The sequence below is a fragment of the Escherichia sp. MOD1-EC6162 genome, assembly GCF_002965125.1.
GTDB classification, from domain to species: domain Bacteria; phylum Pseudomonadota; class Gammaproteobacteria; order Enterobacterales; family Enterobacteriaceae; genus Escherichia; species Escherichia marmotae.
Genome location: NZ_PTSB01000019.1, coordinates 57,950 through 82,593, shown reverse-complemented (window position 1 = coordinate 82,593; position 24,644 = coordinate 57,950). Strand labels below are relative to the sequence as shown.

The following is a 24,644-nucleotide window of genomic DNA, read 5'->3' as shown; positions in this document are numbered from 1 at the left end:
GGTGGAAGGTCAGCTTAATCCGCGTCTGCAACTGTGGGGCAACGTCGCCCAGCAGTTGGGTGACAACGGTTACAGCGATACCCAGGGAATGCTGGGCATGAAATATCTCTTTTAATGCCACTTTGCCGCCCGTCGCGGTATACGGGTGGCGCGCTCCCTGCATCAACCTGATAAGCGTAGCGCATCAGGCAAGCCGGACGGTGCTACTGCATGTCCGGCTTCTTCTACTTAAACTGACTAGATGTGCAGTTCCTGTAATTTCTCTTTCGGCAACGCCAGCTCTTCGTTGCTGTTGATACGCACACCACGTTCCAGGATGCTACGTGCAATATCCTGCGCTTCCTGCAACGAGTGCATCTGGTAAGTGCCACACTGGTAGACATTCAGTTCCGGGATCTGATTCTGATCCTGCACTTTCAGTACATCTTCCATTGCCGCTTTCCAGGCATCAGCGACACGCTTCTCATCTGGCGTACCAATCAGACTCATATAGAAACCGGTGCGACAACCCATTGGCGAGATATCGATGATCTCAACGCCGTTGCCGTTAAGATGGTTGCGCATAAAACCAGCAAACAGATGCTCCAGAGTATGGATACCTTTTTCTGGCATTACTTCTTTGTTCGGCACGCAAAAACGCAGATCGAACACAGTGATTGCGTCGCCATGCGGGGTGTTCATTGTTTTCGCCACCCGAACTGCAGGCGCTTCCATCCGGGTATGATCGACTGTGAAGCTATCTAACAACGGCATTTAGCCACCTCCGGTAATTTTTTTTTAAATATTCTGAACTCTTTGTTCCCAGGCGAGTCTGAGTATATGAAAGACGCGCATTTGTTATCATCATCCCTGAATTCAGAGATGAAATTTTGGCCACTCACGAGTGGCCTTTTTCTTTTCTGTCAGGCGTGTTTTTCCAGCCACACCTTGAACGGTTCGGTATCTGCAGCTTCCATTTCCTGCTGACGGCGTTTAGACGCTTCGCGTTCGGCAATAAAATCCTCTTCACGCAGAATTTCCAGCGGCTCTTCACGCAGCAAATTGCGGTAAGCCTCACCAAATGCTTTACCAGTTCCGCCAATGCCAGTATCAATCATAGACCGTAAGATACGGGCAGAGAAAGTCAGATCGGGATTATCAAAGCAGGCTACCAGCTCATCACACACTTTCTGATACGCTTCGCCGCCGTTAATGCTGTCCAGGGTTTGCGCAACACGTTTCAGATCCCGGAACAGATCTTTGCCCACCTGCGGCAGCGGGAATTGTGCAGTTTCACAGCCAATTCCCAGCGTCAGCCCCGGCTTACGCCCTTCAAGGATCACCCGGTTCCAGTTGACGCGTGTACAGGCAAGTTCGCTACTGCTCATTTCCGGCGCGTCAGCTAACGCACACCAGACCATAAACAGGTCGAGGAAACGCACCTGCTGCTCATCAACACCTATCGGTGAGAAGGGGTTGATATCCAGCGAACGCACTTCGATATATTCAATGCCGCCGCGCAACAGCGCATCAGAAGGCGACTCACTGCTGCGAGTAACGCGTTTCGGACGAATCGGCGCATACAGTTCATTTTCAATCTGCAGTACGTTACTGTTGATTTGCAGTCGCTTGCCGTCTTTCTCAAGACCAATCTTCGCGTACTCTTCCGACGGCGTTTTAATTGCCCGCTTCAGACCAGCTACGTACTCGTAGAGATCGTTAAAGGTAATACCAAGATTACTTTGCGATTTATTGGTATAGCCCAGATCGCTCAAACGAAGAGAGGTCGCATACGGAAGGTAGTACATGCCACTCTCGGTTTTCTCAAACGGTAGCGACGTCGGTTTACCTTGCAGGAAAGAAGAACAAATCGCCGGGGAAGCGCCAAACAAATACGGGATAACCCAACCGAAACGATAGTAGTTACGGATAGCACGGAAGTAGCCCGCTGAGATTTTCTCTTTGGCGTCAACGCCCGAGATATCACCACACTTCGCCTGCCAGAATGCCATTGGTAAAGAGAAGTTGTAGTGTACGCCGGAGATGGTTTGCATCAGCGCGCCATAGCGATTTTTCAGCCCTTCACGGTACAGCGTTTTAAAGCGACCGGTATTGGAAGTGCCATACTGCGCCAGTTCGATATCCTGACCTTCCGCGATGTAACATGGCATACTTAACGGCCACATCCGCTCATCGCCAATGTTACGCGCGGTATAGCGATGCAAATCGCGCATAAAGGTCAGCATATGTTCAATATCGCCATCGACCGGCGTAATAAATTCCAGCAACGCTTCGGCAAAATCGGTCGTGATCCATTTATGCGTCAGTGCGGAACCTAATGCTTCAGGATGACCCGTTGTTGCTAGTGTGCCATCTGGATTAACACGTAAAGTTTCGCGCTCAAGACCGCGCTGTATCCCCGTTAATGCCTGAGGATGTTTTTCCAGCCAGGCCAGCGCCTGTGATACGTCCGGGATCAAATTGACCTCCCGCCTGTCAAAATCGTTTTAATTAGCATAACTGTAATGGTGGCCATGTGTGCAGGCCTACAATTAGTGCCACCACATCATGCCCTGAACGGTGGCTACTGCAACCGCAACGTAGCGCAACGCTTTACCAAGGCACAAAAAAAGATTACTGGTCCCCACGAGATGCGCATCCATCCCGCTAACAGACACAGTAAGTCGCCAATCACTGGCATCCAGCTTAATAAGAGTGTGACTGCGCCATAGCGTTTCAGCCAGCCAATGGCTTCTTCTTGCCAGCGCGATGTTTTGCGCAATGGAAAGAAACGCCCAAGGATAACGTTAGTTAACCCTCCAAGGCTATTACCCATTGTTGCTGTTAATACTAAAACCCAGGGATGACTCACCCCAGAAAGTAACATTGCCACCAGCACAACTTCCGAATTGCCGGGTAATAGTGTAGCGCTGAGAAAACTACTGGCAAACAACGAGAAGAGCGATAGCGCCTCACTCACAACAAGCGAACATCCACAACGTCCATGCCTGCGGCGCGAGCAGCCTGAATACCGAAATCAGCATCTTCAAAGACCACGCACTGTGTTGGTTGCACTCCCATACGCTGTGCGCACAACAAAAATGTGTCTGGCGCAGGTTTATGATGTTTGACGTGATCGGCAGCAACGACGGCGTCAAAATAACGGCGCAATCCCAGATGTGTTAACAGCACCTCAGCTATAGCGCTTTCACTCCCCGTACCGACAGCCATTGGGCGACGACCATGCCAACTCTTCACTACGTCAACAAGAGGAAGCGGCTCGACGCTATCCAGCAGCATGCTTCTTACCGCCTCTGTTTTTTCACGCGCCAGAGCATGTGGGTCGAGATCGGCCTGGTTCAACTCAATGATCGCCTGGGCAATACGCCAGGTAGGCGAACCATTAAGTGCGATCATGGCCTGTACATCGTACTGAAGACCGTAACGTCCTAATACTTCGCGCCACGCTTTACGGTGCGTAGGCTCGGTATCCAGAATGGTGCCATCCATATCAAATATTAAACCAGCATAACGCTCGTACATGGCCTTCTCACAAATCGAAAAATATGACGCTACTTTAGCGTAATTGCTTGATTTTGTCGCTGATGGCGAAGGGGAAGATTATTCAGGAAATGGATAAAATCGTCATTTAGAAATGAAATATTTTTGAGGGGATCTTTTGGAGAAGATGGTGTATCCGGGAGGATAACTCACTGGCGTTCGCCCTTCGGGCCGTTGCTGGCGCAACGTTATCCTCCCTGGTGCTTGCGTCAATTTTGCAGACCATGAAGATTATCAATCGTGGATAATACGAAGAGGATGGTGCATCCGGGAGGATTCGAACCTCCGACCGCTCGGTTCGTAGCCGAGTACTCTATCCAGCTGAGCTACGGATGCATCGGGAAAGCTTATTTTACTGCTGATATTGATATCGCTACTAAAGCCATATCAAGCAAGAGATGGTGCATTCGGGAGGATTACTCGCCTTGCGGCTCGCCCTTCGGGCCGTTGCTAAAGCAACATTATCCTCCCTGGTGCCTGCGGTTAGTACCGCCACCTCTTCGATACCTTCATCGCTGAAGGTTACGGAGAATATGGTGCATCCGGGAGGATTCGAACCTCCGACCGCTCGGTTCGTAGCCGAGTACTCTATCCAGCTGAGCTACGGATGCATCGGGAAAATTTATTTTACTGCTGATATTGATACCGCTACTAAAGCCATATCAAGTAAGAGATAGTGCATCCGGGAGGATTACTCGCCTTGCGGCTCGCCCTTCGGGCCGTTGCTAAAGCAACGTTATCCTCCCTGGTGCTTGCGGTTAGTACCGCCACCTCTTCGATACCTTCATCACTGAAGGTTACGTAGAATATGGTGCATCCGGGAGGATTCGAACCTCCGACCGCTCGGTTCGTAGCCGAGTACTCTATCCAGCTGAGCTACGGATGCATCGGGAAACTTACTTTACTGCAGATTTTTTGACACCGCTGCTAAAGCCGTATCAAGCAAGAGATGGTGCATCCGGGAGGATTACTCGCCTTGCGGCTCGCCCTTAGGGTCGTTGCTAAAGCAACGTTATCCTCCCTGGTGCCTGCGGTTAGTACCGCCACCTCTTCGATACCTTCATCGCTGAAGGTTACGGAGAATATGGTGCATCCGGGAGGATTCGAACCTCCGACCGCTCGGTTCGTAGCCGAGTACTCTATCCAGCTGAGCTACGGATGCAAATGGCGGTGAGGCGGGGATTCGAACCCCGGATGCAGCTTTTGACCGCATACTCCCTTAGCAGGGGAGCGCCTTCAGCCTCTCGGCCACCTCACCACACGCCTCTTACGAGTGCTTCGAAGAACTTGTTTATCGCTCATCGTCGCTGCGTGGCGCACATATTACTTTCTGAGACTTATAAGTCAAACAATTTTTCCCACACTTTTATCGTTTGCACACTTCACGCTCAATTAGTCTGTAAAAACGCCAAAAAGAGTGTTTTATCAACAGAAAAACGGGCATCTGAAAGGTAGCGGTAATACAGAAAAAGGGAGACTAAAGATGAATGAACGGGTGTAACGCGAAAAGAAAATGAAGTGAAGGAGAAATTTTGAGGGTGCGTCTCACCGTTAAAGATGAGACGCGGAAAGATTAGTAACTGGACTGCTGGGATTTTTCAGCCTGGATACGCTGGTAGATCTCTTCACGGTGAACAGAAACTTCCTTCGGGGCATTTACGCCAATACGTACCTGGTTGCCCTTTACCCCTAAAACTGTCACGGTGACCTCATCCCCAATCATGAGGGTCTCACCAACTCGACGAGTCAGAATCAGCATTCTTTGCTCCTTGAAAGATTAAAAGAGTCGGGTCTCTCTGTATCCCGGCATTATCCATCATATAACGCCAAAAAGTAAGCAATGACAAACACATTACATGTAAGCAGTCATGGCATTACATTCTGTTAAACCTAAGTTTAGCCGATATACACAACTTCAACCTGACTTTATCGTTGTCGATAGCGTTGATGCGAATGCCGCAGACTCACTCTGCGGCATTGCCTGACGCTTATATTATTGCAATTTCGCGCTGACCCAGCCTTTCACACTGGCTAACGCTGCAGGTAAGGCCGCAGCATCCGTACCACCGGCTTGCGCCATGTCAGGACGTCCACCACCCTTGCCGCCCACCTGCTGAGCGACCATACCAATCAGTTCCCCTGCTTTCACACGATCTGTGACGTCCTTAGATACGCCTGCAATCAGAGAAACCTTACCTTCGGCTACCGTTGCCAGCACGATAATTGTCGACCCCAGCTGATTTTTTAAATCGTCAACCATGGTACGTAACATTTTCGGCTCAACACCGCTAAGCTCGCTAACCAACAGCTTAACACCATTAACATCAATTGCCTTACTGGAAAGATTCGCACTCTCCTGCGCAGCAGCCTGTTCTTTAAGCTGTTGTAACTCTTTTTCCAACTGACGCGTACGTTCCAGCACTGAACGCACTTTATCAACCAGATTGTTGCTATCGCCTTTCAGCAGATGCGCGACTTCGCTTAAGCGATCGCTGTCCGCATGAACAGTGGTGATAGCACCTTCTCCGGTTACCGCTTCGATACGGCGAACGCCTGCAGCAGTACCCGATTCAGAGATGATGCGGAACAGGCCGATATCACCGGTGCGGCTGGCGTGAGTACCGCCACACAGCTCGGTAGAGAAATCGCCCATGCTCAGCACACGTACGCGTTCATCATACTTCTCACCGAACAACGCCATCGCGCCTTTCGCTTTAGCCGCCTCAAGATCCATGATGTTGGTTTCGATCGGCAGGTTGCGACGAATCTGTGCGTTCACCAGGTCTTCGACCGCTCGAATCTCTTCAGGTTTCATCGCTTCGTTATGCGAGAAGTCGAAACGCAGCACTTTGTCGTTAACCAAAGAACCTTTCTGGGAGACATGAGTACCCAGAACCTGGCGCAATGCAGCGTGCATCAGGTGCGTTGCGGAGTGGTTCAGACGAATACGGGCGCGGCGCGCTTCATCAACATCAGCCTGCACCGCGTCGCCCACTTTCAGAGAACCCGCAGCAAGTTTACCGATGTGACCTATCGCCTGGCCGTATTTTTGAGTGTCTTCCACCGCAAAAGAGAAGCTTGCGCCTTTCAGTTCGCCTTTATCGCCAACCTGGCCGCCTGATTCTGCATAGAATGGCGTTTGATCCAGTACGACAACCGCTTCCTGGCCTGCATTGATTGCATCAACAGCTTTGCCATCAACAAACAGTGCAGTCACTTTACCGTTCAGTTCCAGATGGTCATAGCCTTTAAATTCAGAAGCGCTATCAACACGGATCATCGCGTTGTAATCAGCGCCAAAGCCACTGGCTTCACGTGCGCGACGGCGCTGCTCTTCCATTGCTGCTTCAAAACCGGCTTCATCGACTTTGATGTTGCGCTCACGACAAACGTCAGCCGTCAGGTCAACCGGGAAACCGTAGGTATCGTACAGACGGAAAGCCGTTTCGCCATCCAGCGTATCACCAGAAAGTTTCGCTAACTCTTCGTCCAACAACGCCAGACCGCGCTCCAAAGTACGCGCAAACTGCTCTTCTTCAGTTTTCAGCACCTGCTCAACCAGCGCCTGCTGGCGTTTCAGGTCTTCACCCGCAGAGCCCATAACGTCGATCAGCGGACCAACCAGTTTGTAGAAGAAGGTTTCTTTCGCGCCCAGCATATTGCCGTGACGTACCGCGCGACGAATGATACGACGCAGTACATAACCACGGTTTTCATTGGATGGCATGACACCATCTGCAATCAGGAATGCGCAGGAACGAATGTGGTCAGCGATAACACGCAGCGATTTGTTGCTCAGATCGGTCGCGCCAGTGACTTTTGCAACCGCCTGAATCAGCGTGCGGAACAGGTCAATGTCATAGTTAGAGTTAACGTGTTGCAGCACCGCAGCAATTCGCTCCAGCCCCATACCGGTATCAACAGACGGCTTCGGAAGCGGTTCCATAGTGCCATCGGCCTGGCGGTTGAACTGCATGAAGACGATGTTCCAGATCTCAATGTAACGGTCGCCGTCTTCTTCTGCGCTTCCCGGAGGGCCACCCCAGATATGGTCGCCGTGATCATAGAAAATTTCGGTGCACGGGCCGCACGGTCCAGTGTCGCCCATCTGCCAGAAGTTGTCAGATGCGTATGGCGCACCTTTGTTATCACCGATGCGAATAATACGTTCGCGTGGGATCCCAACTTCTTTTTCCCAGATTTCGTAGGCTTCGTCGTCGCTTTCATAGACGGTAACCCACAGACGCTCTTTCGGCAGGGCAAACCATTTTTCGCTGGTCAGCAATTCCCATGCAAACTGAATAGCATCGTGTTTGAAATAGTCACCGAAGCTGAAGTTGCCCAGCATTTCGAAGAAGGTGTGATGGCGTGCGGTGTAACCGACGTTTTCCAGGTCGTTGTGTTTACCACCCGCACGCACGCAGCGTTGGGAAGTGGTAGCGCGGGAATAATTACGCTTGTCGAGCCCAAGGAACACATCCTTGAACTGGTTCATCCCGGCGTTGGTAAACAACAAAGTTGGGTCGTTATGGGGAACCAGGGAACTGCTGGCAACTACCTGATGCCCCTTACTGTGGAAAAAGTCGAGAAACGCCTGACGGATCTCAGCGGTGCTCTTGCTCATAATTATCCTGAAATCAAGCTAAAGAAATATCGCTACCAGCAGCAACGTGTTGTTAACCGCCGGGCTGGTAACTGAAAAAGTGGGAATAAGATAAGTTTTCTTGACTGGGAAGTAAAATACCGTATGCGTTCAGTCGGCAAAATTTCGCCAAATCTCCTGGATATCTTCCATCAGATAGCCACGATAGAGCAGAAAACGCTGGATCTTAACTTTTTCTGAAAAGATGGTTGGCAAAGGTTCACCATATTTTCGCGTCGCTTGATCACGCGCCAGCGCGCACCAGTCGATGTCACATTCACGCATCGCTTTTTCTGTCGCCTCTCGGGAGATCCCTTTCTGGCTCAGTTCCTGACGAATACGTGCCGGTCCATATCCTTTGCGACTGCGACTGGCGATAAAGCGTGCAACAAAGCGGCTGTCATCGAGATAACCGTGTTCATGACACCAGGCGATAACACGCTCATAATCTTCTGCCGTGGCATCAATCTCTTCCGGGCCATTTTTGCCCATAATCGGTGCGGCAAGTTTACGGCGCAGTTCCTGCTCACTGTGATCACGTACCGCCAGAATACGTACCGCGCGATCCAACAGGCGAGTATATATCGGGCGACGGGGCGTTAATTCGGTCATGGCATCCCCTTAAAACTTAAAAAGCAAAAGGGCCGCAGATGCGACCCTTATGTATCAAACAAGACGATTAAAAATCTTCGTTCGTTTCTGCTACACCTTCGCTGTCATCAACAGAGAAATCTGGCGCTGCATTTGGGTTGCTCAGCAGCAACTCACGCACTTTCTTCTCGATCTCTTTCGCAGTTTCCGGGTTGTCTTTCAGCCATGCTGTCGCATTTGCTTTACCCTGGCCGATCTTCTCGCCTTTATAGCTGTACCATGCACCCGCTTTCTCGATCAGCTTCTCTTTCACGCCCAGGTCAACCAGTTCGCCGTAGAAGTTGATGCCTTCGCCGTAGAGGATTTGGAATTCAGCCTGTTTAAACGGCGCAGCGATTTTGTTCTTCACAACTTTCACGCGAGTTTCGCTACCCACCACGTTTTCGCCCTCTTTCACCGCGCCAATACGGCGGATATCGAGACGAACAGAAGCGTAGAATTTCAGCGCATTACCACCGGTAGTGGTTTCAGGGTTACCGAACATCACGCCAATTTTCATACGGATCTGGTTGATGAAAATCAGCAACGTGTTGGATTGCTTCAGGTTACCCGCCAGCTTACGCATCGCCTGGCTCATCATACGTGCCGCAAGGCCCATATGAGAGTCACCAATTTCGCCTTCGATTTCTGCTTTCGGCGTCAGCGCCGCAACGGAGTCAACAACGATAACATCTACCGCGCCAGAACGTGCCAGAGCGTCACAGATTTCCAGAGCCTGCTCACCAGTGTCCGGTTGAGAGCACAGCAGATTATCAATATCGACGCCCAGTTTACGTGCATAGACTGGGTCCAGCGCGTGTTCAGCATCGATAAACGCACAGGTTTTACCTTCACGCTGCGCAGCGGCAATCACCTGTAACGTCAGCGTGGTTTTACCGGAAGATTCCGGCCCGTAGATTTCGACGATACGGCCCATCGGCAGACCACCTGCCCCAAGCGCGATATCCAGTGAAAGCGAACCGGTAGAGATGGTTTCCACATCCATGGAACGGTCTTCACCCAGGCGCATGATGGAGCCTTTACCAAATTGTTTCTCAATCTGGCCCAGTGCTGCCGCCAACGCTTTCTGTTTGTTTTCGTCGATAGCCATTTTTACTCCTGTCATGCCGGGTAATACCGGATAGTCAATATGTTCTGTTGAAGCAATTATACTGTATGCTCATACAGTATCAAGTGTTTTGTAGAAATTGTTGTCGCAACGTCTGTAATGCATAAGCCGTCGCCTGACGTCGTACTGCATCACGGTCACCGCTGAAGCATTCCCGGCGGGTAATGCCTTCGCTGCTGGCAGAAGCAAACGCAAACCAGACGGTGCCTACAGGCTTCTCTTCACTGCCGCCATCCGGTCCGGCAATGCCGCTGATAGACACGGCATAATCAGCTCGAGCCGCTTTCAGTGCACCAATTGCCATTTCCACCACGACGGGTTCACTCACCGCGCCATGCTGCGCCAGCGTCTCTTCACGTACGCCGATCATCTGCGCTTTAGCCTCGTTACTGTAGGTGACAAATCCGCGTTCAAACCAGGCGGAACTGCCAGCAATATCGGTAATAACTTTCGCGACCCAACCGCCGGTACAAGACTCAGCGGTTGTGACGGTTGCGCCACGGGCTTTCAGTGCCAGCCCGACCTGTTCACTCAATTGCATCAGTTCACTGTCAGTCATCACAACCTCTGTCAGTCAAAAATTTATGCCGGACAAGATAGCACTTTCCCGCAGAAGATGGGGACGAGCGATTCATTTTACGAGTCGCATTCCGAAATAAGACTGTTACGACCAACCGGTAAAGAAAAAAGCTACCATGCCGCGTTCACATTGATATGTATTCACAGGGAGAGAAAAGCAATGGCAACAAAGAAAACGGATAACACCCCACAAAACGTGCTCAAACAGACCACGCAAATGCGCATGTGGGTCACCATTGGCGGCGTCAGCGCCCTGGTTACAGTGGTATGTAAGATTTTATCTTCTGGCTATCTTGAACCTTTCGACTTCGGTCAGGCTGCATTAGGCGTTGTATGCCTGGGATATACGATATCGCTGTCGAAAAAAATCAAGCAATTACGTAATTCGAATAAACAGTAATAAAGCAGAGGGAAGTTTAAACTCCCCTCTTGTCAGTTGTTACTGTACGCGCGCCAGCGCCACAGCCTGTCCTAACTGCCAGACTGCCATTGCATAATGGGTGCTGTGGTTGTAACGAGTAATGGTGTAGAAGTTCGGCAGACCATACCAGTACTGGTAACCCGTCCCAACATCCAGACGCAGCAAGCTGGCCTGCTGATGATTCCCCAACGGCTGCTGCGGCGTCAAACCTGCCGCAGCAAGCTGCGAAATGCTGTACTTAGTTTTGAAACCATTTGGTAAACCTGGAGCCTGGCCGTTTGCCATCACCGCCACCAGGTCACCTTTCACCCAGCCGTGCGCTTTGAAATAGTTTGCCACACTACCAATAGCATCAACCGGATCCCACAGGTTGATATGACCATCACCGCTAAAGTCCACGGCGTATTGTTTGTAAGACGATGGCATAAACTGTCCATAGCCCATCGCTCCGGCAAAGGAACCTTTCAGATTGAGCGGATCATCCTGCTCATCGCGCGCCATTAGCAGGAAGGTTTCCAGTTCGCCAGAGAAATATTCCGCGCGGCGTGGATAGTTAAATGACAGCGTTGCCAGCGCATCAAGGATGCGGGTTTTACCCATCACGCGTCCCCAGCGGGTTTCGACGCCAATAATTCCGACGATAATTTCTGGCGGTACACCATATACCTGCCACGCGCGATTCAGCGCATCTTCATATTGATTCCAGAAAACCACGCCGTTCTGCACGTTATCCGGAGTAATAAATTTTTTGCGATAACGCAGCCATGCACCGTTCGGGCCTGATGGCGGCTGCACCGATGTGGTCGGTGCCTGGTTATCCATCAACCGCAGTACCGAATCCAGACGTTTCGCCTGGGAAAGGATTTCTTGCAGTTGCTGACGATCGAAGCCGTGTTTGCTCACCATTTTATCGATGAACTGCTGGGCATTCGGGTTGTTGGCGAAGTCACCGCCCATCTGCATCACATTGTGCTGCGGCTCAAGCAGGAAGCCGCCAGACGGCGTTCCGGTGGTCGTTTCAGTCTCGGTAGGTTTTGGCTTGCTGCTGCAGGCGGCAAGCAACACAAAAAGGGGAAGCAATGTTACATAACGACGCTTGAACATGAGGAGTCCATTTAACAGATTCAACCTGGGGCAAGTATGGTAAAGCATCGCGCCCTGCACAAGGAAGCGGTAGTCGCTCCCCGATACGGACTTTACATAACTCAAATACCCTTCATCGATACACCTTCACCATAACTTTCAAATTAAAATATTTATCTTTCATTTTGCGATCAAAATAACACTTTTAAATCTTTCGATCTGATTAGATTAGGTTGCCGTTTGGTAATAAAACAATAAATTCTGAAGGAGAGAACAATGATAGAAACCATTACTCATGGCGCAGAGTGGTTCATCGGGCTGTTCCAGAAAGGCGGAGAGGTGTTTACCGGGATGGTGACCGGCATTCTTCCGCTGTTGATTAGCCTGCTGGTAATCATGAACGCACTGATTAATTTTATCGGTCAACATCGTATTGAACGTTTTGCTCAACGTTGCGCCGGTAATCCTGTTTCCCGTTACCTGCTGCTACCGTGCATTGGTACGTTTGTCTTTTGTAACCCCATGACCTTAAGCCTCGGTCGCTTTATGCCGGAAAAGTACAAACCCAGCTACTATGCGGCGGCTTCTTATAGCTGCCACTCAATGAATGGCCTCTTCCCCCATATCAACCCCGGCGAATTGTTTGTTTATCTTGGAATTGCCAGCGGTCTGACAACGCTGAACCTGCCACTTGGCCCGCTGGCCGTCAGTTATCTGTTGGTAGGCCTGATCACTAACTTCTTCCGCGGTTGGGTGACCGACCTGACCACCGCCATTTTTGAGAAAAAGATGGGCATTCAACTTGAACAGAAAGTTCGTCTGGCAGGAGCAACATCATGACACGTATTCGGATCGAAAAAGGGACGGGTGGCTGGGGCGGCCCGCTGGAGCTGGAAGCCACTCCGGGGAAAAAAATCGTCTATATCACCGCCGGTACACGTCCTGCGATTGTCGACAAACTGGCACAGCTTACTGGCTGGCAGGCTATCGACGGATTTAAAGAAGGTGAACCCGCAGAAGCGGAAATCGGCGTCGCGGTAATCGACTGTGGCGGTACACTGCGCTGCGGCATCTATCCCAAGCGGCGTATTCCCACTATCAATATCCACTCAACGGGCAAGTCCGGTCCGCTGGCGCAGTACATCGTGGAAGATATTTATGTCTCCGGTGTAAAAGAAGAAAACATCACTGTAGTGGGTGATGCTGCTCCACAATCCTCTACCGTAGGTCGTGACTACGACACCAGCAAGAAAATCACCGAACAAAGCGATGGCTTACTGGCGAAAGTAGGAATGGGCATGGGGTCTGCGGTTGCCGTGCTGTTCCAGTCTGGCCGCGACACCATCGACACCGTATTAAAAACCATCCTGCCGTTTATGGCGTTCGTCTCGGCGCTTATCGGCATCATTATGGCTTCCGGTCTTGGCGACTGGATAGCCCACGGTCTTGCTCCGCTGGCCAGTCATCCTCTGGGACTGGTGATGCTGGCACTCATCTGCTCCTTTCCGCTGCTTTCGCCTTTCCTCGGCCCTGGCGCGGTTATCGCGCAGGTTATCGGCGTATTGATTGGCGTGCAGATTGGTCTCGGCAATATTCCGCCGCATCTGGCTTTACCGGCGCTGTTTGCCATCAACGCGCAGGCGGCCTGCGATTTTATCCCGGTCGGTTTGTCTCTGGCGGAAGCCCGTCAGGACACGGTTCGCGTCGGTGTCCCTTCTGTACTGGTGAGCCGCTTTCTGACCGGCGCGCCTACCGTACTTATCGCCTGGTTTGTCTCCGGTTTTATCTATCAATAGAGGTTAAAACATGACCGTTATTTATCAGACCACCATCACCCGTATCGGCGCGAGTGCGACTGACGCTCTCAGCGATCAGATGCTCATCACCTTTCGTGAAGGCGCGCCTGCGGATCTCGAAGAGTATTGCTTCATTCATTGCCACGGCGAATTGAAAGGTGAACTCCATCCCGGTTTGCAATTTTCTCTCGGACAGCATCGCTATCCGGTAACCGCCGTTGGCAGCGTGGCGGAAGACAACCTTCGCGAACTGGGTCATGTCACCCTGCGCTTCGATGGTTTAAGCGAAGCGGAATTTCCGGGCACTGTCCATGTGGCAGGCCCCGTACCCGACGATATCGCGCCGGGATCAGTTTTGAAGTTTGAATCTGTTAAGGAGTAAAAAATGAATCAGGTTGCTGTTGTCATCGGTGGTGGGCAAACCTTAGGCGCGTTCCTGTGCCACGGTCTGGCTGCCGAGGGGTATCGCGTGGCGGTTGTCGATATTCAGAGCGACAAAGCTGCAAATGTGGCGCAAGAAATTAATGCAGAATATGGCGAAGGCATGGCATATGGTTTTGGTGCTGATGCCACCAGCGAGCAGAGCGTACTGGCACTCTCTCGTGGGGTAGATGAGATCTTTGGTCGTGTGGATTTACTGGTCTACAGCGCCGGAATTGCTAAAGCAGCGTTTATCAGCGATTTCCAACTGGGGGATTTTGACCGCTCGCTACAGGTAAATCTGGTGGGCTACTTCCTTTGTGCGCGTGAATTTTCGCGCCTGATGATCCGCGACGGCATTCAGGGACGGATTATTCAGATCAACTCGAAATCAGGCAAAGTGGGCAGCAAACACAACTCTGGTTACAGCGCCGCGAAATTTGGCGGAGTCGGTCTTACCCAGTCACTGGCGTTGGATCTTGCGGAGTACGGCATTACGGTGCATTCACTGATGCTCGGTAACTTGCTGAAATCACCTATGTTCCAGTCACTATTGCCGCAATACGCCACTAAGCTGGGCATAAAACCGGATCAAGTCGAGCAATATTACATCGATAAAGTGCCACTTAAGCGCGGCTGCGATTATCAGGACGTGCTGAATATGTTGTTGTTCTACGCCAGTCCAAAAGCGTCGTACTGCACCGGGCAGTCGATTAATGTCACTGGCGGTCAGGTCATGTTCTGATCAACAGCGGAGATCCTTTAAGGATCTCCGCGAGACTGCCTGATGCGCTACGCTTATCAGGCCTACGCCCCCATACAACACATTGAATTAACAGAACTTTTAAGACCTAATAAGGCGTTCACGCCGCATCCGGCATGAATAAAGCACACACTGTAAACATTCTCAGCGAAAATCCTCCGCCACCACATATAAGGAGAAGTTATGGTATCCGCTCTCATCACCGTCGCCGTTATCGCCTGGTGTACACAACTGGTCTTAGGCGGCTGGCAAATTTCTCGTTTTAACCGTGCCTTCGATGCACTTTGCCAGCAAGGCCGCGTTGGCGTGGGCCGTTCCAGCGGGCGCTTTAAACCGCGGGTCGTAGTCGCCATCGCCCTGGACGATCAGCAGCGCATCGTCGACACCTTGTTTATGAAAGGACTGACCGTTTTCGCCCGACCGCAAAAAATTCCCGCCATTACGGGTATGCATTCTGCTGATTTACGGCCCGATGTGATCTTTCCCCATGATCCATTATCGCAGAATGCTCTATCATTGGCGCTTAAACTGAAACGTAGATAATTTCGTTGTGAATGCTACTTGCTTGCGAAGTTATCATTTTGAAACCTAAATCAGGTAATCACGCCTATGAAACCTCGTCAGCGTCAGGCCGCCATTCTGGAGTATCTGCAAAAGCAGGGGAAATGCTCGGTTGAAGAATTGGCGCAATACTTTGACACCACAGGCACAACCATTCGCAAAGATCTGGTCATTCTGGAACATGCCGGAACCGTCATTCGTACCTATGGCGGCGTGGTGTTAAATAAAGAGGAATCCGATCCGCCAATCGATCATAAAACGCTCATCAACACCCACAAAAAAGAGTTGATAGCGGAAGCCGCCGTCAGTTTTATCCACGATGGCGACTCAATCATTCTCGATGCTGGCAGTACCGTATTGCAGATGGTGCCAATGCTCTCGCGCTTTAATAACATCACAGTGATGACCAACAGTCTGCATATTGTCAATGCGCTATCCGAACTGGATAACGAGCAAACCATCCTGATGCCTGGCGGAACATTTCGCAAAAAATCGGCCTCATTTCACGGGCAACTTGCCGAGAATGCCTTCGAACATTTCAGCTTCGATAAATTGTTTATGGGCACCGACGGCATCGATCTGAATGCAGGCGTAACGACTTTCAACGAGGTCTACACCGTCAGTAAAGCGATGTGTAATGCTGCGCGCGAAGTTATTTTGATGGCTGACTCATCGAAGTTTGGTCGTAAAAGCCCCAATGTAGTTTGCAGTCTTGAAAGCGTCGATAAACTCATTACCGACGCAGGCATTTCTCCAGCGTTTCGTCAGGCGCTGGAAGAGAAAGGGATCGACGTGATCATCACCGGAGAAAGCAATGAGTGAAGCACTACTGAACGCGGGACGTCAGACGTTAATGCTGGAGTTGCAGGAAGCAAGCCGTTTACCTGAACGTCTGGGCGATGATTTTGTTCGCGCCGCCAATATCATCCTGCACTGCGAAGGCAAAGTGGTGGTTTCGGGAATTGGCAAATCGGGTCACATTGGTAAGAAAATCGCCGCAACGCTTGCCAGCACTGGCACGCCTGCTTTTTTTGTCCATCCGGCAGAGGCACTGCACGGCGATCTGGGGATGATTGAAAGCCGCGATGTAATGCTGTTTATCTCGTACTCCGGTGGCGCAAAGGAACTGGATCTGATTATTCCGCGTCTGGAAGACAAATCTATTGCTCTGCTGGCAATGACCGGTAAACCGACGTCACCGCTGGGTCTGGCGGCGAAAGCGGTGCTGGATATTTCCGTAGAACGCGAAGCCTGCCCGATGCACCTTGCGCCGACTTCCAGCACCGTCAATACCCTGATGATGGGCGATGCGCTGGCGATGGCGGTCATGCAGGCGCGTGGGTTTAATGAAGAAGATTTTGCCCGCTCCCATCCAGCCGGCGCGCTGGGCGCTCGCTTGCTGAACAAAGTGCATCATCTGATGCGCCGTGATGATGCTGTCCCGCAGGTGGCGTTAACTGCCAGCGTGATGGACGCGATGCTGGAACTCAGCCGCACCGGGTTAGGGCTGGTGGCAGTGTGTGATGATCAACGACTGGTGAAAGGCGTCTTTACCGACGGCGATTTACGTCGCTGGCTGGTTGGCGGTGGTGCACTCACCACGCCCGTTAATGAAGCGATGACGGCTGGTGGCACCACATTACAGGCACAAAGCCGCGCCATTGACGCCAAAGAGATCCTGATGAAGCGCAAAATCACCGCCGCACCGGTGGTAGATGAAAACGGTAAACTCGCCGGCGCGATTAACCTGCAGGATTTCTATCAGGCCGGGATTATTTAATCCTTCAATCCCAGACGTTTCGCCAGCCGATGCAGGTTGGCGACGTCGATTTCCAGCATCCGCGCACAGGCGGCCCAATTGTGATTATTTTGTGCCAGCGCCTGGCGAATGGTTTCGCGCTGGAACTCTTCTGTCGCTTCACGCAGGTTTTGTTTAACGACGGGCACTGTCGTCACTTCTGGCGACGGCAACGTCACCTCAGGAAAAGCAAAATGTTGCGCCTCAAGAATCACTTCATCACCGCTGCGGGTCGCTCTCGCCAGCACTACCGCCCGATGAATAGCATGTTCCAGTTCGCGCACGTTTCCCGGAAAACGGTAGTGTTGCAATAAATTCCGCGCACTGGCGCTCAACACCACGCGAGAAAGTCCCAGTCGCAGACGGCACTGCTCGCAGAAATAACCCGCCAGCAAAATAACGTCATCGCCCCGCTCACGTAGCGGCGGCACGGAAAGCGGAAACACACTCAGGCGATGGAATAAATCGGCGCGAAATCGCCCTGCCAGTACTTCTTCGTGCAAGTCGCGGTTAGTCGCTGCCAGTACGCGCACATCCACCCGCAAACTGCGGTCATCGCCAACGCGCTGAATATCGCCATACTGCAACACCCGCAGTAGCTTGGCCTGCAATGCCAACGACAACTCACCGATCTCATCCAGAAACAGCGTACCGTTATCCGCCATTTCAAACTTACCACTGCGGTTACTGATAGCGCCGGTAAACGCCCCTTTCACATGCCCGAACAGCTCACTTTCCGCCACGCTTTCCGGCAGTGCGGCGCAGTTGAGATAAACCAGCGGATTCACCGCCCGCGGCGAGGCTTCATGAATCGCTTTCGCCACCAGCTCCTTACCTGTTCCCGTCTCACCGCTAATTAAGACGTTGAGATCGGACGCTGCCACAATCTCAATCTCTTTTTTCAGTTGCGTCATACCTGGCGACAGGCCAATCATCTGCATCTCTTTCACCGCTTCAAACGGCACGGCATGACCCGGCAACATATTCTGGCTTTCCAGTTGTTCAATCAGCAACGCATTGCTTAACGCCCCCGCCGCCAGCGCGGCAATCAGCCGTAACTCTTCATCGCTGAAAACATCGAACTGATCGGGCTGCATCCCGTCGAGCGTCAATGCGCCAATCAGGTTTTGCCCGGCAAACAATGGCAGACCAACACAGGCATGAACCTTCAGACTCTCCTGCCCGGGAATCAAACCGTCATAGGGATCGGGTAATTCGCTGTCTGCAGGAAAACGCACCACGTCCCCGGCGCGGGCAATCGCTTCCAGCCGCGGATGCCCTTCCAGCGCAAAGCGTCTGCCGAGCACATCTTTTGCCAGCCCGTCGATGGCGAGCGGAATAAATTGCCGCGAGTCGTAGCGCAGCAACGCTGACGCATCACACTCCAGCACCTGACGCAGCGTGGTAATCAGGCGTTGAAAACGATCCTGATGGCCAATCCCGCGCTGCAATTCGATGGCGATATTCGCCAGCACATCAACGGAAAAACTCATCTTTGCCTCACTGTCAATTTGACTATAGATATTGTCATATCGACCATCTGATTAATAGTCATTTTGACTACTCATTAATGAGCATAAATTAATTTATAGAGTAAAAACAATTAGATAAAAAACTGGCACGCAATCTGCAATTAACAAGACATCTTTTTAGAACACGCTGAATAAATTGAGGTTGCTATGTCTATTGTGGTGAAAAATAACATTCATTGGGTTGGTCAACGTGACTGGGAAGTGCGTGATTTTCACGGCACAGAATATAAAACGCTGCGCGGCAGCAGCTACAACAGCTACCTCATTCGCGAAGAAAAAAACGTGCTAATCGACACTGTCGACCATAAATTCAGCCGCGAATTTGTGCAGAACCTGCGTAATGAAATCGATCTGGCAGATATCGATTACATCGTAATTAACCATGCAGAAGAAGACCACGCCGGGGCGCTGACCGAACTGATGGCGCAAATTCCGGATACGCCAATCTACTGTACTGCCAACGCCATCGACTCAATTAATGGTCATCACCATCATCCGGAGTGGAATTTCAACGTGGTGAAAACCGGCGACACGCTGGATATCGGTAATGGCAAACAGCTCATTTTTGTCGAAACACCAATGCTCCACTGGCCGGACAGCATGATGACTTACCTGACGGGCGATGCAGTGCTGTTCAGTAACGATGCCTTTGGTCAGCACTACTGCGACGAGCATCTGTTCAACGATGAAGTGGATCAGACCGAGCTTTTCGAACAGTGCCAGCGTTACTACGCCAATATCCTGACGCCGTTCAGCCGCCTGGTAACTCCCAAAATCACCGAGATTCTGGGCTTTAACTTGCCGGTCGATATGATTGCCACCTCTCACGGTGTGGTGTGGCGCGATAACCCGACGCAGATTGTCGAGCTGTACCTGAAATGGGCGGCGGATTATCAGGAAGACAGGATCACTATTTTCTACGACACCATGTCGAATAACACCCGCATGATGGCTGACGCTATCGCCCAGGGGATTGCAGAAACCGACCCGCGCGTAGCGGTGAAAATTTTCAACGTCGCCCGGAGCGATAAAAACGAAATCCTGACCAATGTCTTCCGCTCAAAAGGCGTGCTGGTTGGGACTTCGACGATGAATAACGTAATGATGCCGAAAATCGCCGGGCTGGTGGAGGAGATGACCGGATTGCGCTTCCGTAACAAACGCGCCAGCGCTTTCGGCTCCCACGGCTGGAGCGGCGGTGCGGTTGATCGTCTTTCTACGCGCTTGCAGGATGCAGGCTTCGAAATGTCACTTAGTCTGAAAGCCAAATGGCGACCGGATCAGGACGCGCTGGAGTTATGTCGTGAACACGGTCGTGAAATCGCCCGTCAGTGGGCGCTCGCGCCGCTGCCGCAGGGCACAGTGAATACGGTGGTTAAAGAAGAAACCAGTGCCACCACAACAACCGACCTCGGCCCACGGATGCAGTGCAGCGTCTGCCAGTGGATTTACGATCCAGCAAAAGGCGAGCCAATGCAGGACGTCGCGCCGGGAACGCCGTGGAGTGAAGTTCCGGATAACTTCCTGTGCCCGGAATGTTCCCTCGGCAAAGACGTCTTTGATGAACTGGCATCGGAGGCAAAATGAGCAACGGTATTGTGATCATTGGTTCGGGCTTCGCCGCCCGCCAACTGGTGAAAAATATTCGCAAACAGGACGCCAGTATTCCATTAACCCTGATTGCTGCCGATAGCATGGATGAGTACAACAAACCTGATCTTAGCCATGTTATCAGTCAGGGACAACGTGCCGACGACCTTACCCGCCAGACGGCGGGAGAATTTGCCGAACAGTTTAATCTGCGCCTGTTTCCACAAACCTGGGTGACGGATATTGATGCCGAAGCCCATGTGGTGAAAAGCCAGAATAATCAGTGGCAGTACGACAAGTTAGTGCTGGCAACCGGTGCCAGCGCCTTCGTCCCGCCGGTGCCTGGGCGTGAGTTAATGCTTACTTTAAATAGTCAGCAAGAGTATCGCGCCTGTGAAACGCAACTACGGGAAGCGCAGCGCGTGTTGATTGTCGGTGGCGGCCTGATTGGTAGCGAACTGGCGATGGATTCTTGTCGGGCAGGCAAAGCAGTCACGCTGATCGACAACGCCGCCAGTATTCTGGCATCGTTAATGCCACCGGAAGTAAGCAGTCGCTTACAACATCGGTTGACGGAGATGGGCGTCCATCTGCTGTTGAAATCTCAGTTACTGGCGCTGGAAAAAACGGATTCTGGCATCCGTGCAACCCTGGACCGCCAGCGCAGCATCGAAGTGGATGCGGTGATTGCCGCCACCGGGCTGCGCCCGGAAACCGCCCTGGCACGACGCGCCGGGCTGACGATTAATCGCGGCGTTTGCGTCGATAGTTATCTGCAAACCAGCAATGCCGATATTTACGCGCTGGGCGATTGCGCGGAAATTAACGGTCAGGTACTGCCGTTTCTGCAGCCGATTCAACTTAGCGCAATGATGCTGGCAAAAAATCTGCTCGGCGCTAATACGCCTCTGAAACTACCGGCGATGCTGGTAAAAATCAAAACGCCAGAGTTACCACTGCATCTGGCAGGGGAAACCCAGCGTCGGGATTTACGCTGGCAGATTTGTGCCGAAAACCAGGGAATGGTGGCACGCGGTCTGGACGATACCGATCAGTTACGTGCCTTTGTGGTCAGTGAAGATCGGATGAAAGAGGCGTTTGGATTGTTGAAAACGTTACCGGTGTAGGCGCATCTGGCTACTGTGCCCAAAATGCCAGCGTCGCATCAGGCAACACGGTTGTCGGATGCGGCGCGAGCGCCTTATCCGACCTACGGAGAGCGTATATGTTGGTCACATAATGCGTTCATGACGCATCCGCCTACTGTGCCCAAAATGCCGGATGCAACGCTGGCGCGCCTTATTCGACCTACGGGGAGCGTATATGTTGGTCACATAATGCGTTCATGACGCATCCGCCTACTGTGCCCAAAATGTCGGATGCGACGCTGGCGCGCCTTATCCGACCTACAGAGAGCGCATATGTTGGCCACATAATGCGTTCATGACGCATCCGCCTACTGTGCCCAAAATGTCGGATGCGACGCTGGCGCGCCTTATCCGACCTACGGAGAGCGTATATGTTGGTCACATAATGCGTTCATGACGCATCCGCCTACTGTGCCCAAAATGTCGGATGCGACGCTGGCGCGCCTTATCCGACCTACAGAGAGCGCATATGTTGGTCACATAATGCGTTCATGACGCATCCGCCTACTGTGCCCAAAATGTCGGATGCGACGCTGGCGCGTCTTATTCGACCTACGGGGAGCACATGTGTAGGCCGGATAAGGCGTTTACGCCGCATCCGGCAATGGTGTCCAAATGCAACACGTTTTATCCGTTCTGGACTTCTTCCGCCAGCCAGCGAGCCGCAGCAATAACCCCCTGCCCCAGTGATAATCCACCATCACCCGCAGGTAAACTCTGCGGGAAAAGCAATGTGAAATCAGCGAGATAATGCGCCAGACGTGCACGCAGCAGGCGGTTATGAATAACCCCGCCGCTGAATACCAGCGTAGTGATACCGCGCATCGTAGCCTGCTCGCGCATCAACTCGGCAAACCCCTGCGCCAGCGCATCATGAAACGCCCACGCCCGTTGATTAACCGGAGCTTGCCAGTTCAGCCACTGCCGCCAGAAAATGGCGAGATCCAGGTGATTATTGACCAACGGCATTGTCACCGGATGCTTCACGCCGTGGCATGAAGACGCCAGCGCCTCCAGCGTACAAGCCGCTTCCCCTTCATAACTTAACGTGGCTGGCGCACAGCCCAGCGCCGCCGCCACGGCATCGAACAAACGCCCGCACGATGACGCCAGCGGCGCGTTAATGCCTCGTTCAATGGCCCGCGCCAGCACGCTCCAGTTTTGCTGTTGCACACTTACCGTTTCAGGATAATTCTGCCACTCCGGCACAAAGCGCAGGCACTGCGCCAGCAGGTTACGCCACGGCTGCTTTGCGGCAAGATCACCACCAGGAAGCGCCACTGCAGGCAAGCCGCCCAGGCGCTCGCATTCACGATAGTTCACCCGCAGGCACTCGCCGCCCCACAAAGCGCCGTTCTCGCCCATACCGATACCGTCAAGCGTCAAAGCAATGACATCACCGCCATCCAGCGGCCAGTTATGCTCCGCCAGACACGCCGCCGCATGAGCATGATGATGCAACACCGTTTGCGTCGGCAGATTCATTTCACTCGCCCACTGGCTGGAGACATAGCCCGGATGCGCGTCATGCACAACACATTGCGGGGTGAAATCGTAGATGTTCTGCATCAGGCGTAACGCTTCGCGCCACTGCATCTGGATACCATCGTCGCTTAAATCGCCCAGATGCTGACTCAACACGGCTTGTTCACCACGCACCAGGCTGAAGGTGTTTTTCAGATCTGCGCCAAGACACAGCATCGGCGGCACATTTTTAAAACCCGGCGGCAAAGCCAGCGCATCCGGTACATAGCCACGCGAACGGCGCAACATTTCGCCACTTTCGCGCACTACCGAGTCATCCATCCGCTGCACAATATCGCGGTTATGCAACAAGAATCCGTCGGCAATGTCCTGCAAATCCTCCAGCGCCTGTTCATTGCTGATAGCCGGAGGTTTGCCACTCAGGTTGCCGGAGGTCATCACCAGCGGGCATTGCAGTTCCTGCAACAACAAATGTTGCAGTGGATTCGCAGGCAACATCACCCCAACTTCGTTAAGGCATGGGGCAATATTGTCACAAAGTTCGGGAACGTATTTTTTATCCACCAGCACAATCGGCGCGGCAGGCGTGGTGAGCAACTGACGGACAGCCTCTGGTAGGTTTTCTACCGTTGGCAACATAACCGCCAGCGGTTTCGCCGGGCGATGTTTGCGCGCTCGTAGTGTTGCTATCGCGTCACTGTTACGTGCATCACAGGCGAGATGAAATCCGCCAATCCCTTTGATGGCGACGATTTTTCCCGCTTTTAACTGTGCTATAGCAGCCTGTAAAGCAGCCTCTTGTTTGGCATGTACATCATTACTTACCCATTCAAGATGCGGACCACATTCCGGGCAAGCCACCGGCTGGGCATGGAAGCGACGATCGAGCGGGTCGCGGTATTCTTTGTCACAGGCCGGACATAACGGAAACGCTGCCATCACGGTAAATGGGCGGTCATAAGGCATCGCGCGAATAATGGTGAAACGCGGGCCGCAGTGGGTACAGTTGATAAACGGATAACGATAACGCCGTTCGCCCAGGGTATTCATTTCAGCAAGACAGGCAGGGCACGTGGCGGCATCCGGAACAATTTGCGTATTCATGGTGCCGCCTGTGCTCTGGCGGATAGTGAACTCAGTGGGCAGTTGTGACCAGATAAACGGCTCACGATCAACGCTATCAATACGCGCCAGCGGCGGGCAGTGTTGATGCAATTGAACAAGAAACGTTTGCGGATCTTCCAGCAGCCGGACTTCCACGCCATCGCCGTCATTACAGACATCGCCGTGAAGATTTAATTGCTGTGCCAGTTGCCAGACAAACGGACGAAAACCAACGCCCTGCACTTTGCCACGAATACGCAGTTGAACACCGCAAGATGTGTTTTTTGCCATTGAGTTATTCCCGCCATCATGAATCCATAACCCACCCTACCGGATGCGACAGCATCGCATCCGGTAGTCACAGGTCAGCAATATCGCCCGCTCCGTATTCTACGAATATTTCGGGGAATTCCTTTGATGCCA

Annotated in this window: 22 protein-coding genes, 5 tRNA genes and 1 pseudogene; 11 read left to right on the top strand and 17 right to left on the bottom strand. The window is 52.2% G+C overall.

What is annotated here, in order from left to right; all coding sequences use genetic code 11:
- A partial coding sequence (locus tag A9587_RS25705) for an autotransporter outer membrane beta-barrel domain-containing protein (RefSeq protein ID WP_123057717.1) occupies positions 1-115 on the top strand: 115 nt, incomplete at its 5' end.
- A gap of 122 nt (positions 116-237) precedes the next feature.
- Here the strand turns inward: A9587_RS25705 and luxS are convergent.
- From luxS to pncC, 14 genes and pseudogenes are all read right to left on the bottom strand, one after another.
- Positions 238-753, bottom strand: coding sequence for an S-ribosylhomocysteine lyase (luxS, locus tag A9587_RS16325; protein WP_001516930.1), 516 nt, complete (start codon positions 751-753; stop codon positions 238-240).
- 149 nt (positions 754-902) lie between these two features.
- Positions 903-2,459, bottom strand: a complete 1,557-nt coding sequence (gene gshA, locus A9587_RS16320; protein ID WP_105264055.1) for a glutamate--cysteine ligase — start codon at positions 2,457-2,459, stop codon at positions 903-905.
- A 72-nt stretch (positions 2,460-2,531) separates the two neighbouring features.
- Positions 2,532-2,959: pseudogene (locus tag A9587_RS16315) on the bottom strand (YqaA family protein).
- The gene (yqaB, locus tag A9587_RS16310; RefSeq protein WP_016262456.1) at positions 2,956-3,522 is read right to left on the bottom strand and encodes a fructose-1-phosphate/6-phosphogluconate phosphatase; all 567 of its coding nucleotides are present in this window, start codon (positions 3,520-3,522) and stop codon (positions 2,956-2,958) included. The pseudogene A9587_RS16315 and the gene yqaB overlap by 4 nt, the downstream one beginning before the upstream one ends.
- Positions 3,523-3,799: 277 nt before the next feature.
- Positions 3,800-3,876: transfer RNA gene (locus A9587_RS16305), tRNA-Arg, on the bottom strand.
- A gap of 198 nt (positions 3,877-4,074) precedes the next feature.
- Positions 4,075-4,151, bottom strand: a tRNA-Arg gene (locus A9587_RS16300).
- Between the two features lie 198 nt (positions 4,152-4,349).
- Positions 4,350-4,426, bottom strand: a tRNA-Arg gene (locus tag A9587_RS16295).
- A 199-nt stretch (positions 4,427-4,625) separates the two neighbouring features.
- A tRNA-Arg gene (locus A9587_RS16290) sits at positions 4,626-4,702 on the bottom strand.
- A 3-nt stretch (positions 4,703-4,705) separates the two neighbouring features.
- Positions 4,706-4,798, bottom strand: a tRNA-Ser gene (locus A9587_RS16285).
- Between the two features lie 315 nt (positions 4,799-5,113).
- Positions 5,114-5,299, bottom strand: a complete 186-nt coding sequence (gene csrA / locus A9587_RS16280; protein WP_000906486.1) for a carbon storage regulator CsrA — start codon at positions 5,297-5,299, stop codon at positions 5,114-5,116.
- 234 nt (positions 5,300-5,533) lie between these two features.
- On the bottom strand, positions 5,534-8,164 hold the full coding sequence (gene alaS / locus A9587_RS16275; RefSeq protein WP_105263614.1) for an alanine--tRNA ligase: 2,631 nt from the start codon (positions 8,162-8,164) through the stop codon (positions 5,534-5,536).
- 129 nt (positions 8,165-8,293) lie between these two features.
- The gene (gene recX / locus A9587_RS16270; protein ID WP_000137971.1) at positions 8,294-8,794 is read right to left on the bottom strand and encodes a recombination regulator RecX; all 501 of its coding nucleotides are present in this window, start codon (positions 8,792-8,794) and stop codon (positions 8,294-8,296) included.
- Positions 8,795-8,861: 67 nt separating this feature from the next.
- Positions 8,862-9,923 carry a recombinase RecA gene (gene recA / locus A9587_RS16265; protein WP_105263613.1) on the bottom strand — a complete coding sequence of 354 codons (1,062 nt, stop codon included), beginning with the start codon at positions 9,921-9,923 and terminating at the stop codon, positions 8,862-8,864.
- 79 nt (positions 9,924-10,002) lie between these two features.
- Positions 10,003-10,500, bottom strand: a complete 498-nt coding sequence (gene pncC / locus A9587_RS16260; protein WP_105263612.1) for a nicotinamide-nucleotide amidase — start codon at positions 10,498-10,500, stop codon at positions 10,003-10,005.
- 180 nt (positions 10,501-10,680) lie between these two features.
- On the opposite strand from pncC, the gene A9587_RS16255 reads away from it, so the two are divergent.
- Entirely contained in the window at positions 10,681-10,920 is a 240-nt protein-coding gene (locus A9587_RS16255) for a hypothetical protein (RefSeq protein WP_105263611.1), read from the top strand.
- Positions 10,921-10,959: 39 nt separating this feature from the next.
- Here A9587_RS16255 and mltB read toward each other — a convergent pair whose 3' ends face one another.
- Positions 10,960-12,045, bottom strand: coding sequence for a lytic murein transglycosylase B (mltB, locus tag A9587_RS16250; RefSeq protein ID WP_001516936.1), 1,086 nt, complete (start codon positions 12,043-12,045; stop codon positions 10,960-10,962).
- 255 nt (positions 12,046-12,300) lie between these two features.
- Between mltB and srlA the strand changes: the two genes are divergently transcribed.
- From srlA to gutQ, 7 genes are all read left to right on the top strand, one after another.
- The gene (gene srlA / locus A9587_RS16245) at positions 12,301-12,864 is read left to right on the top strand and encodes a PTS glucitol/sorbitol transporter subunit IIC (protein ID WP_000573320.1); all 564 of its coding nucleotides are present in this window, start codon (positions 12,301-12,303) and stop codon (positions 12,862-12,864) included.
- Entirely contained in the window at positions 12,861-13,820 is a 960-nt protein-coding gene (srlE, locus tag A9587_RS16240) for a PTS glucitol/sorbitol transporter subunit IIB (RefSeq protein WP_000196931.1), read from the top strand. The genes srlA and srlE overlap by 4 nt, the downstream gene beginning before the upstream one ends.
- A 10-nt stretch (positions 13,821-13,830) precedes the next feature.
- Complete coding sequence (srlB, locus tag A9587_RS16235; RefSeq protein WP_016242534.1) at positions 13,831-14,202, top strand: PTS glucitol/sorbitol transporter subunit IIA; 372 nt, start codon at positions 13,831-13,833, stop codon at positions 14,200-14,202.
- Between the two features lie 3 nt (positions 14,203-14,205).
- Positions 14,206-14,985 (top strand): sorbitol-6-phosphate dehydrogenase, encoded by a 780-nt coding sequence (srlD, locus tag A9587_RS16230; RefSeq protein WP_001077342.1) that lies wholly within the window; start codon positions 14,206-14,208, stop codon positions 14,983-14,985.
- A 201-nt stretch (positions 14,986-15,186) separates the two neighbouring features.
- Positions 15,187-15,546, top strand: coding sequence for a transcriptional regulator GutM (gene gutM / locus A9587_RS16225; RefSeq protein ID WP_105263610.1), 360 nt, complete (start codon positions 15,187-15,189; stop codon positions 15,544-15,546).
- 66 nt (positions 15,547-15,612) lie between these two features.
- Positions 15,613-16,386, top strand: coding sequence for a glucitol operon DNA-binding transcriptional repressor SrlR (gene srlR / locus A9587_RS16220; protein WP_000804554.1), 774 nt, complete (start codon positions 15,613-15,615; stop codon positions 16,384-16,386).
- Entirely contained in the window at positions 16,379-17,344 is a 966-nt protein-coding gene (gene gutQ, locus A9587_RS16215) for an arabinose-5-phosphate isomerase GutQ (protein WP_016262458.1), read from the top strand. The genes srlR and gutQ overlap by 8 nt, the downstream gene beginning before the upstream one ends.
- Here the strand turns inward: gutQ and norR are convergent.
- The gene (gene norR / locus A9587_RS16210) at positions 17,341-18,855 is read right to left on the bottom strand and encodes a nitric oxide reductase transcriptional regulator NorR (protein WP_000010765.1); all 1,515 of its coding nucleotides are present in this window, start codon (positions 18,853-18,855) and stop codon (positions 17,341-17,343) included. The genes gutQ and norR overlap by 4 nt on opposite strands.
- A 186-nt stretch (positions 18,856-19,041) precedes the next feature.
- On the opposite strand from norR, the gene norV reads away from it, so the two are divergent.
- Together norV and norW are read left to right on the top strand one after the other, a co-directional pair.
- On the top strand, positions 19,042-20,481 hold the full coding sequence (gene norV / locus A9587_RS16205) for an anaerobic nitric oxide reductase flavorubredoxin (protein WP_105263609.1): 1,440 nt from the start codon (positions 19,042-19,044) through the stop codon (positions 20,479-20,481).
- Positions 20,478-21,611, top strand: a complete 1,134-nt coding sequence (norW, locus tag A9587_RS16200) for an NADH:flavorubredoxin reductase NorW (protein WP_105263608.1) — start codon at positions 20,478-20,480, stop codon at positions 21,609-21,611. Before norV ends, norW begins: the two co-directional genes overlap by 4 nt.
- A 648-nt stretch (positions 21,612-22,259) precedes the next feature.
- Here the strand turns inward: norW and hypF are convergent.
- Positions 22,260-24,512 carry a carbamoyltransferase HypF gene (hypF, locus tag A9587_RS16190; RefSeq protein WP_105263607.1) on the bottom strand — a complete coding sequence of 751 codons (2,253 nt, stop codon included), beginning with the start codon at positions 24,510-24,512 and terminating at the stop codon, positions 22,260-22,262.
- Between the last annotated feature and the right edge of the window lie 132 nt (positions 24,513-24,644).

Coding starts and splice junctions, on each gene's coding strand:
- luxS (WP_001516930.1), bottom strand. CDS start 753: ATGCCGTTGTTAGATAGCTTCACAGTCGATCATACCCGGATGGAAGCG.
- yqaB (WP_016262456.1), bottom strand. CDS start 3,522: ATGTACGAGCGTTATGCTGGTTTAATATTTGATATGGATGGCACCATT.
- csrA (WP_000906486.1), bottom strand. CDS start 5,299: ATGCTGATTCTGACTCGTCGAGTTGGTGAGACCCTCATGATTGGGGAT.
- alaS (WP_105263614.1), bottom strand. CDS start 8,164: ATGAGCAAGAGCACCGCTGAGATCCGTCAGGCGTTTCTCGACTTTTTC.
- recX (WP_000137971.1), bottom strand. CDS start 8,794: ATGACCGAATTAACGCCCCGTCGCCCGATATATACTCGCCTGTTGGAT.
- recA (WP_105263613.1), bottom strand. CDS start 9,923: ATGGCTATCGACGAAAACAAACAGAAAGCGTTGGCGGCAGCACTGGGC.
- pncC (WP_105263612.1), bottom strand. CDS start 10,500: ATGACTGACAGTGAACTGATGCAATTGAGTGAACAGGTCGGGCTGGCA.
- A9587_RS16255 (WP_105263611.1), top strand. CDS start 10,681: ATGGCAACAAAGAAAACGGATAACACCCCACAAAACGTGCTCAAACAG.
- mltB (WP_001516936.1), bottom strand. CDS start 12,045: ATGTTCAAGCGTCGTTATGTAACATTGCTTCCCCTTTTTGTGTTGCTT.
- srlA (WP_000573320.1), top strand. CDS start 12,301: ATGATAGAAACCATTACTCATGGCGCAGAGTGGTTCATCGGGCTGTTC.
- srlE (WP_000196931.1), top strand. CDS start 12,861: ATGACACGTATTCGGATCGAAAAAGGGACGGGTGGCTGGGGCGGCCCG.
- srlB (WP_016242534.1), top strand. CDS start 13,831: ATGACCGTTATTTATCAGACCACCATCACCCGTATCGGCGCGAGTGCG.
- srlD (WP_001077342.1), top strand. CDS start 14,206: ATGAATCAGGTTGCTGTTGTCATCGGTGGTGGGCAAACCTTAGGCGCG.
- gutM (WP_105263610.1), top strand. CDS start 15,187: ATGGTATCCGCTCTCATCACCGTCGCCGTTATCGCCTGGTGTACACAA.
- srlR (WP_000804554.1), top strand. CDS start 15,613: ATGAAACCTCGTCAGCGTCAGGCCGCCATTCTGGAGTATCTGCAAAAG.
- gutQ (WP_016262458.1), top strand. CDS start 16,379: ATGAGTGAAGCACTACTGAACGCGGGACGTCAGACGTTAATGCTGGAG.
- norR (WP_000010765.1), bottom strand. CDS start 18,855: ATGAGTTTTTCCGTTGATGTGCTGGCGAATATCGCCATCGAATTGCAG.
- norV (WP_105263609.1), top strand. CDS start 19,042: ATGTCTATTGTGGTGAAAAATAACATTCATTGGGTTGGTCAACGTGAC.
- norW (WP_105263608.1), top strand. CDS start 20,478: ATGAGCAACGGTATTGTGATCATTGGTTCGGGCTTCGCCGCCCGCCAA.
- hypF (WP_105263607.1), bottom strand. CDS start 24,512: ATGGCAAAAAACACATCTTGCGGTGTTCAACTGCGTATTCGTGGCAAA.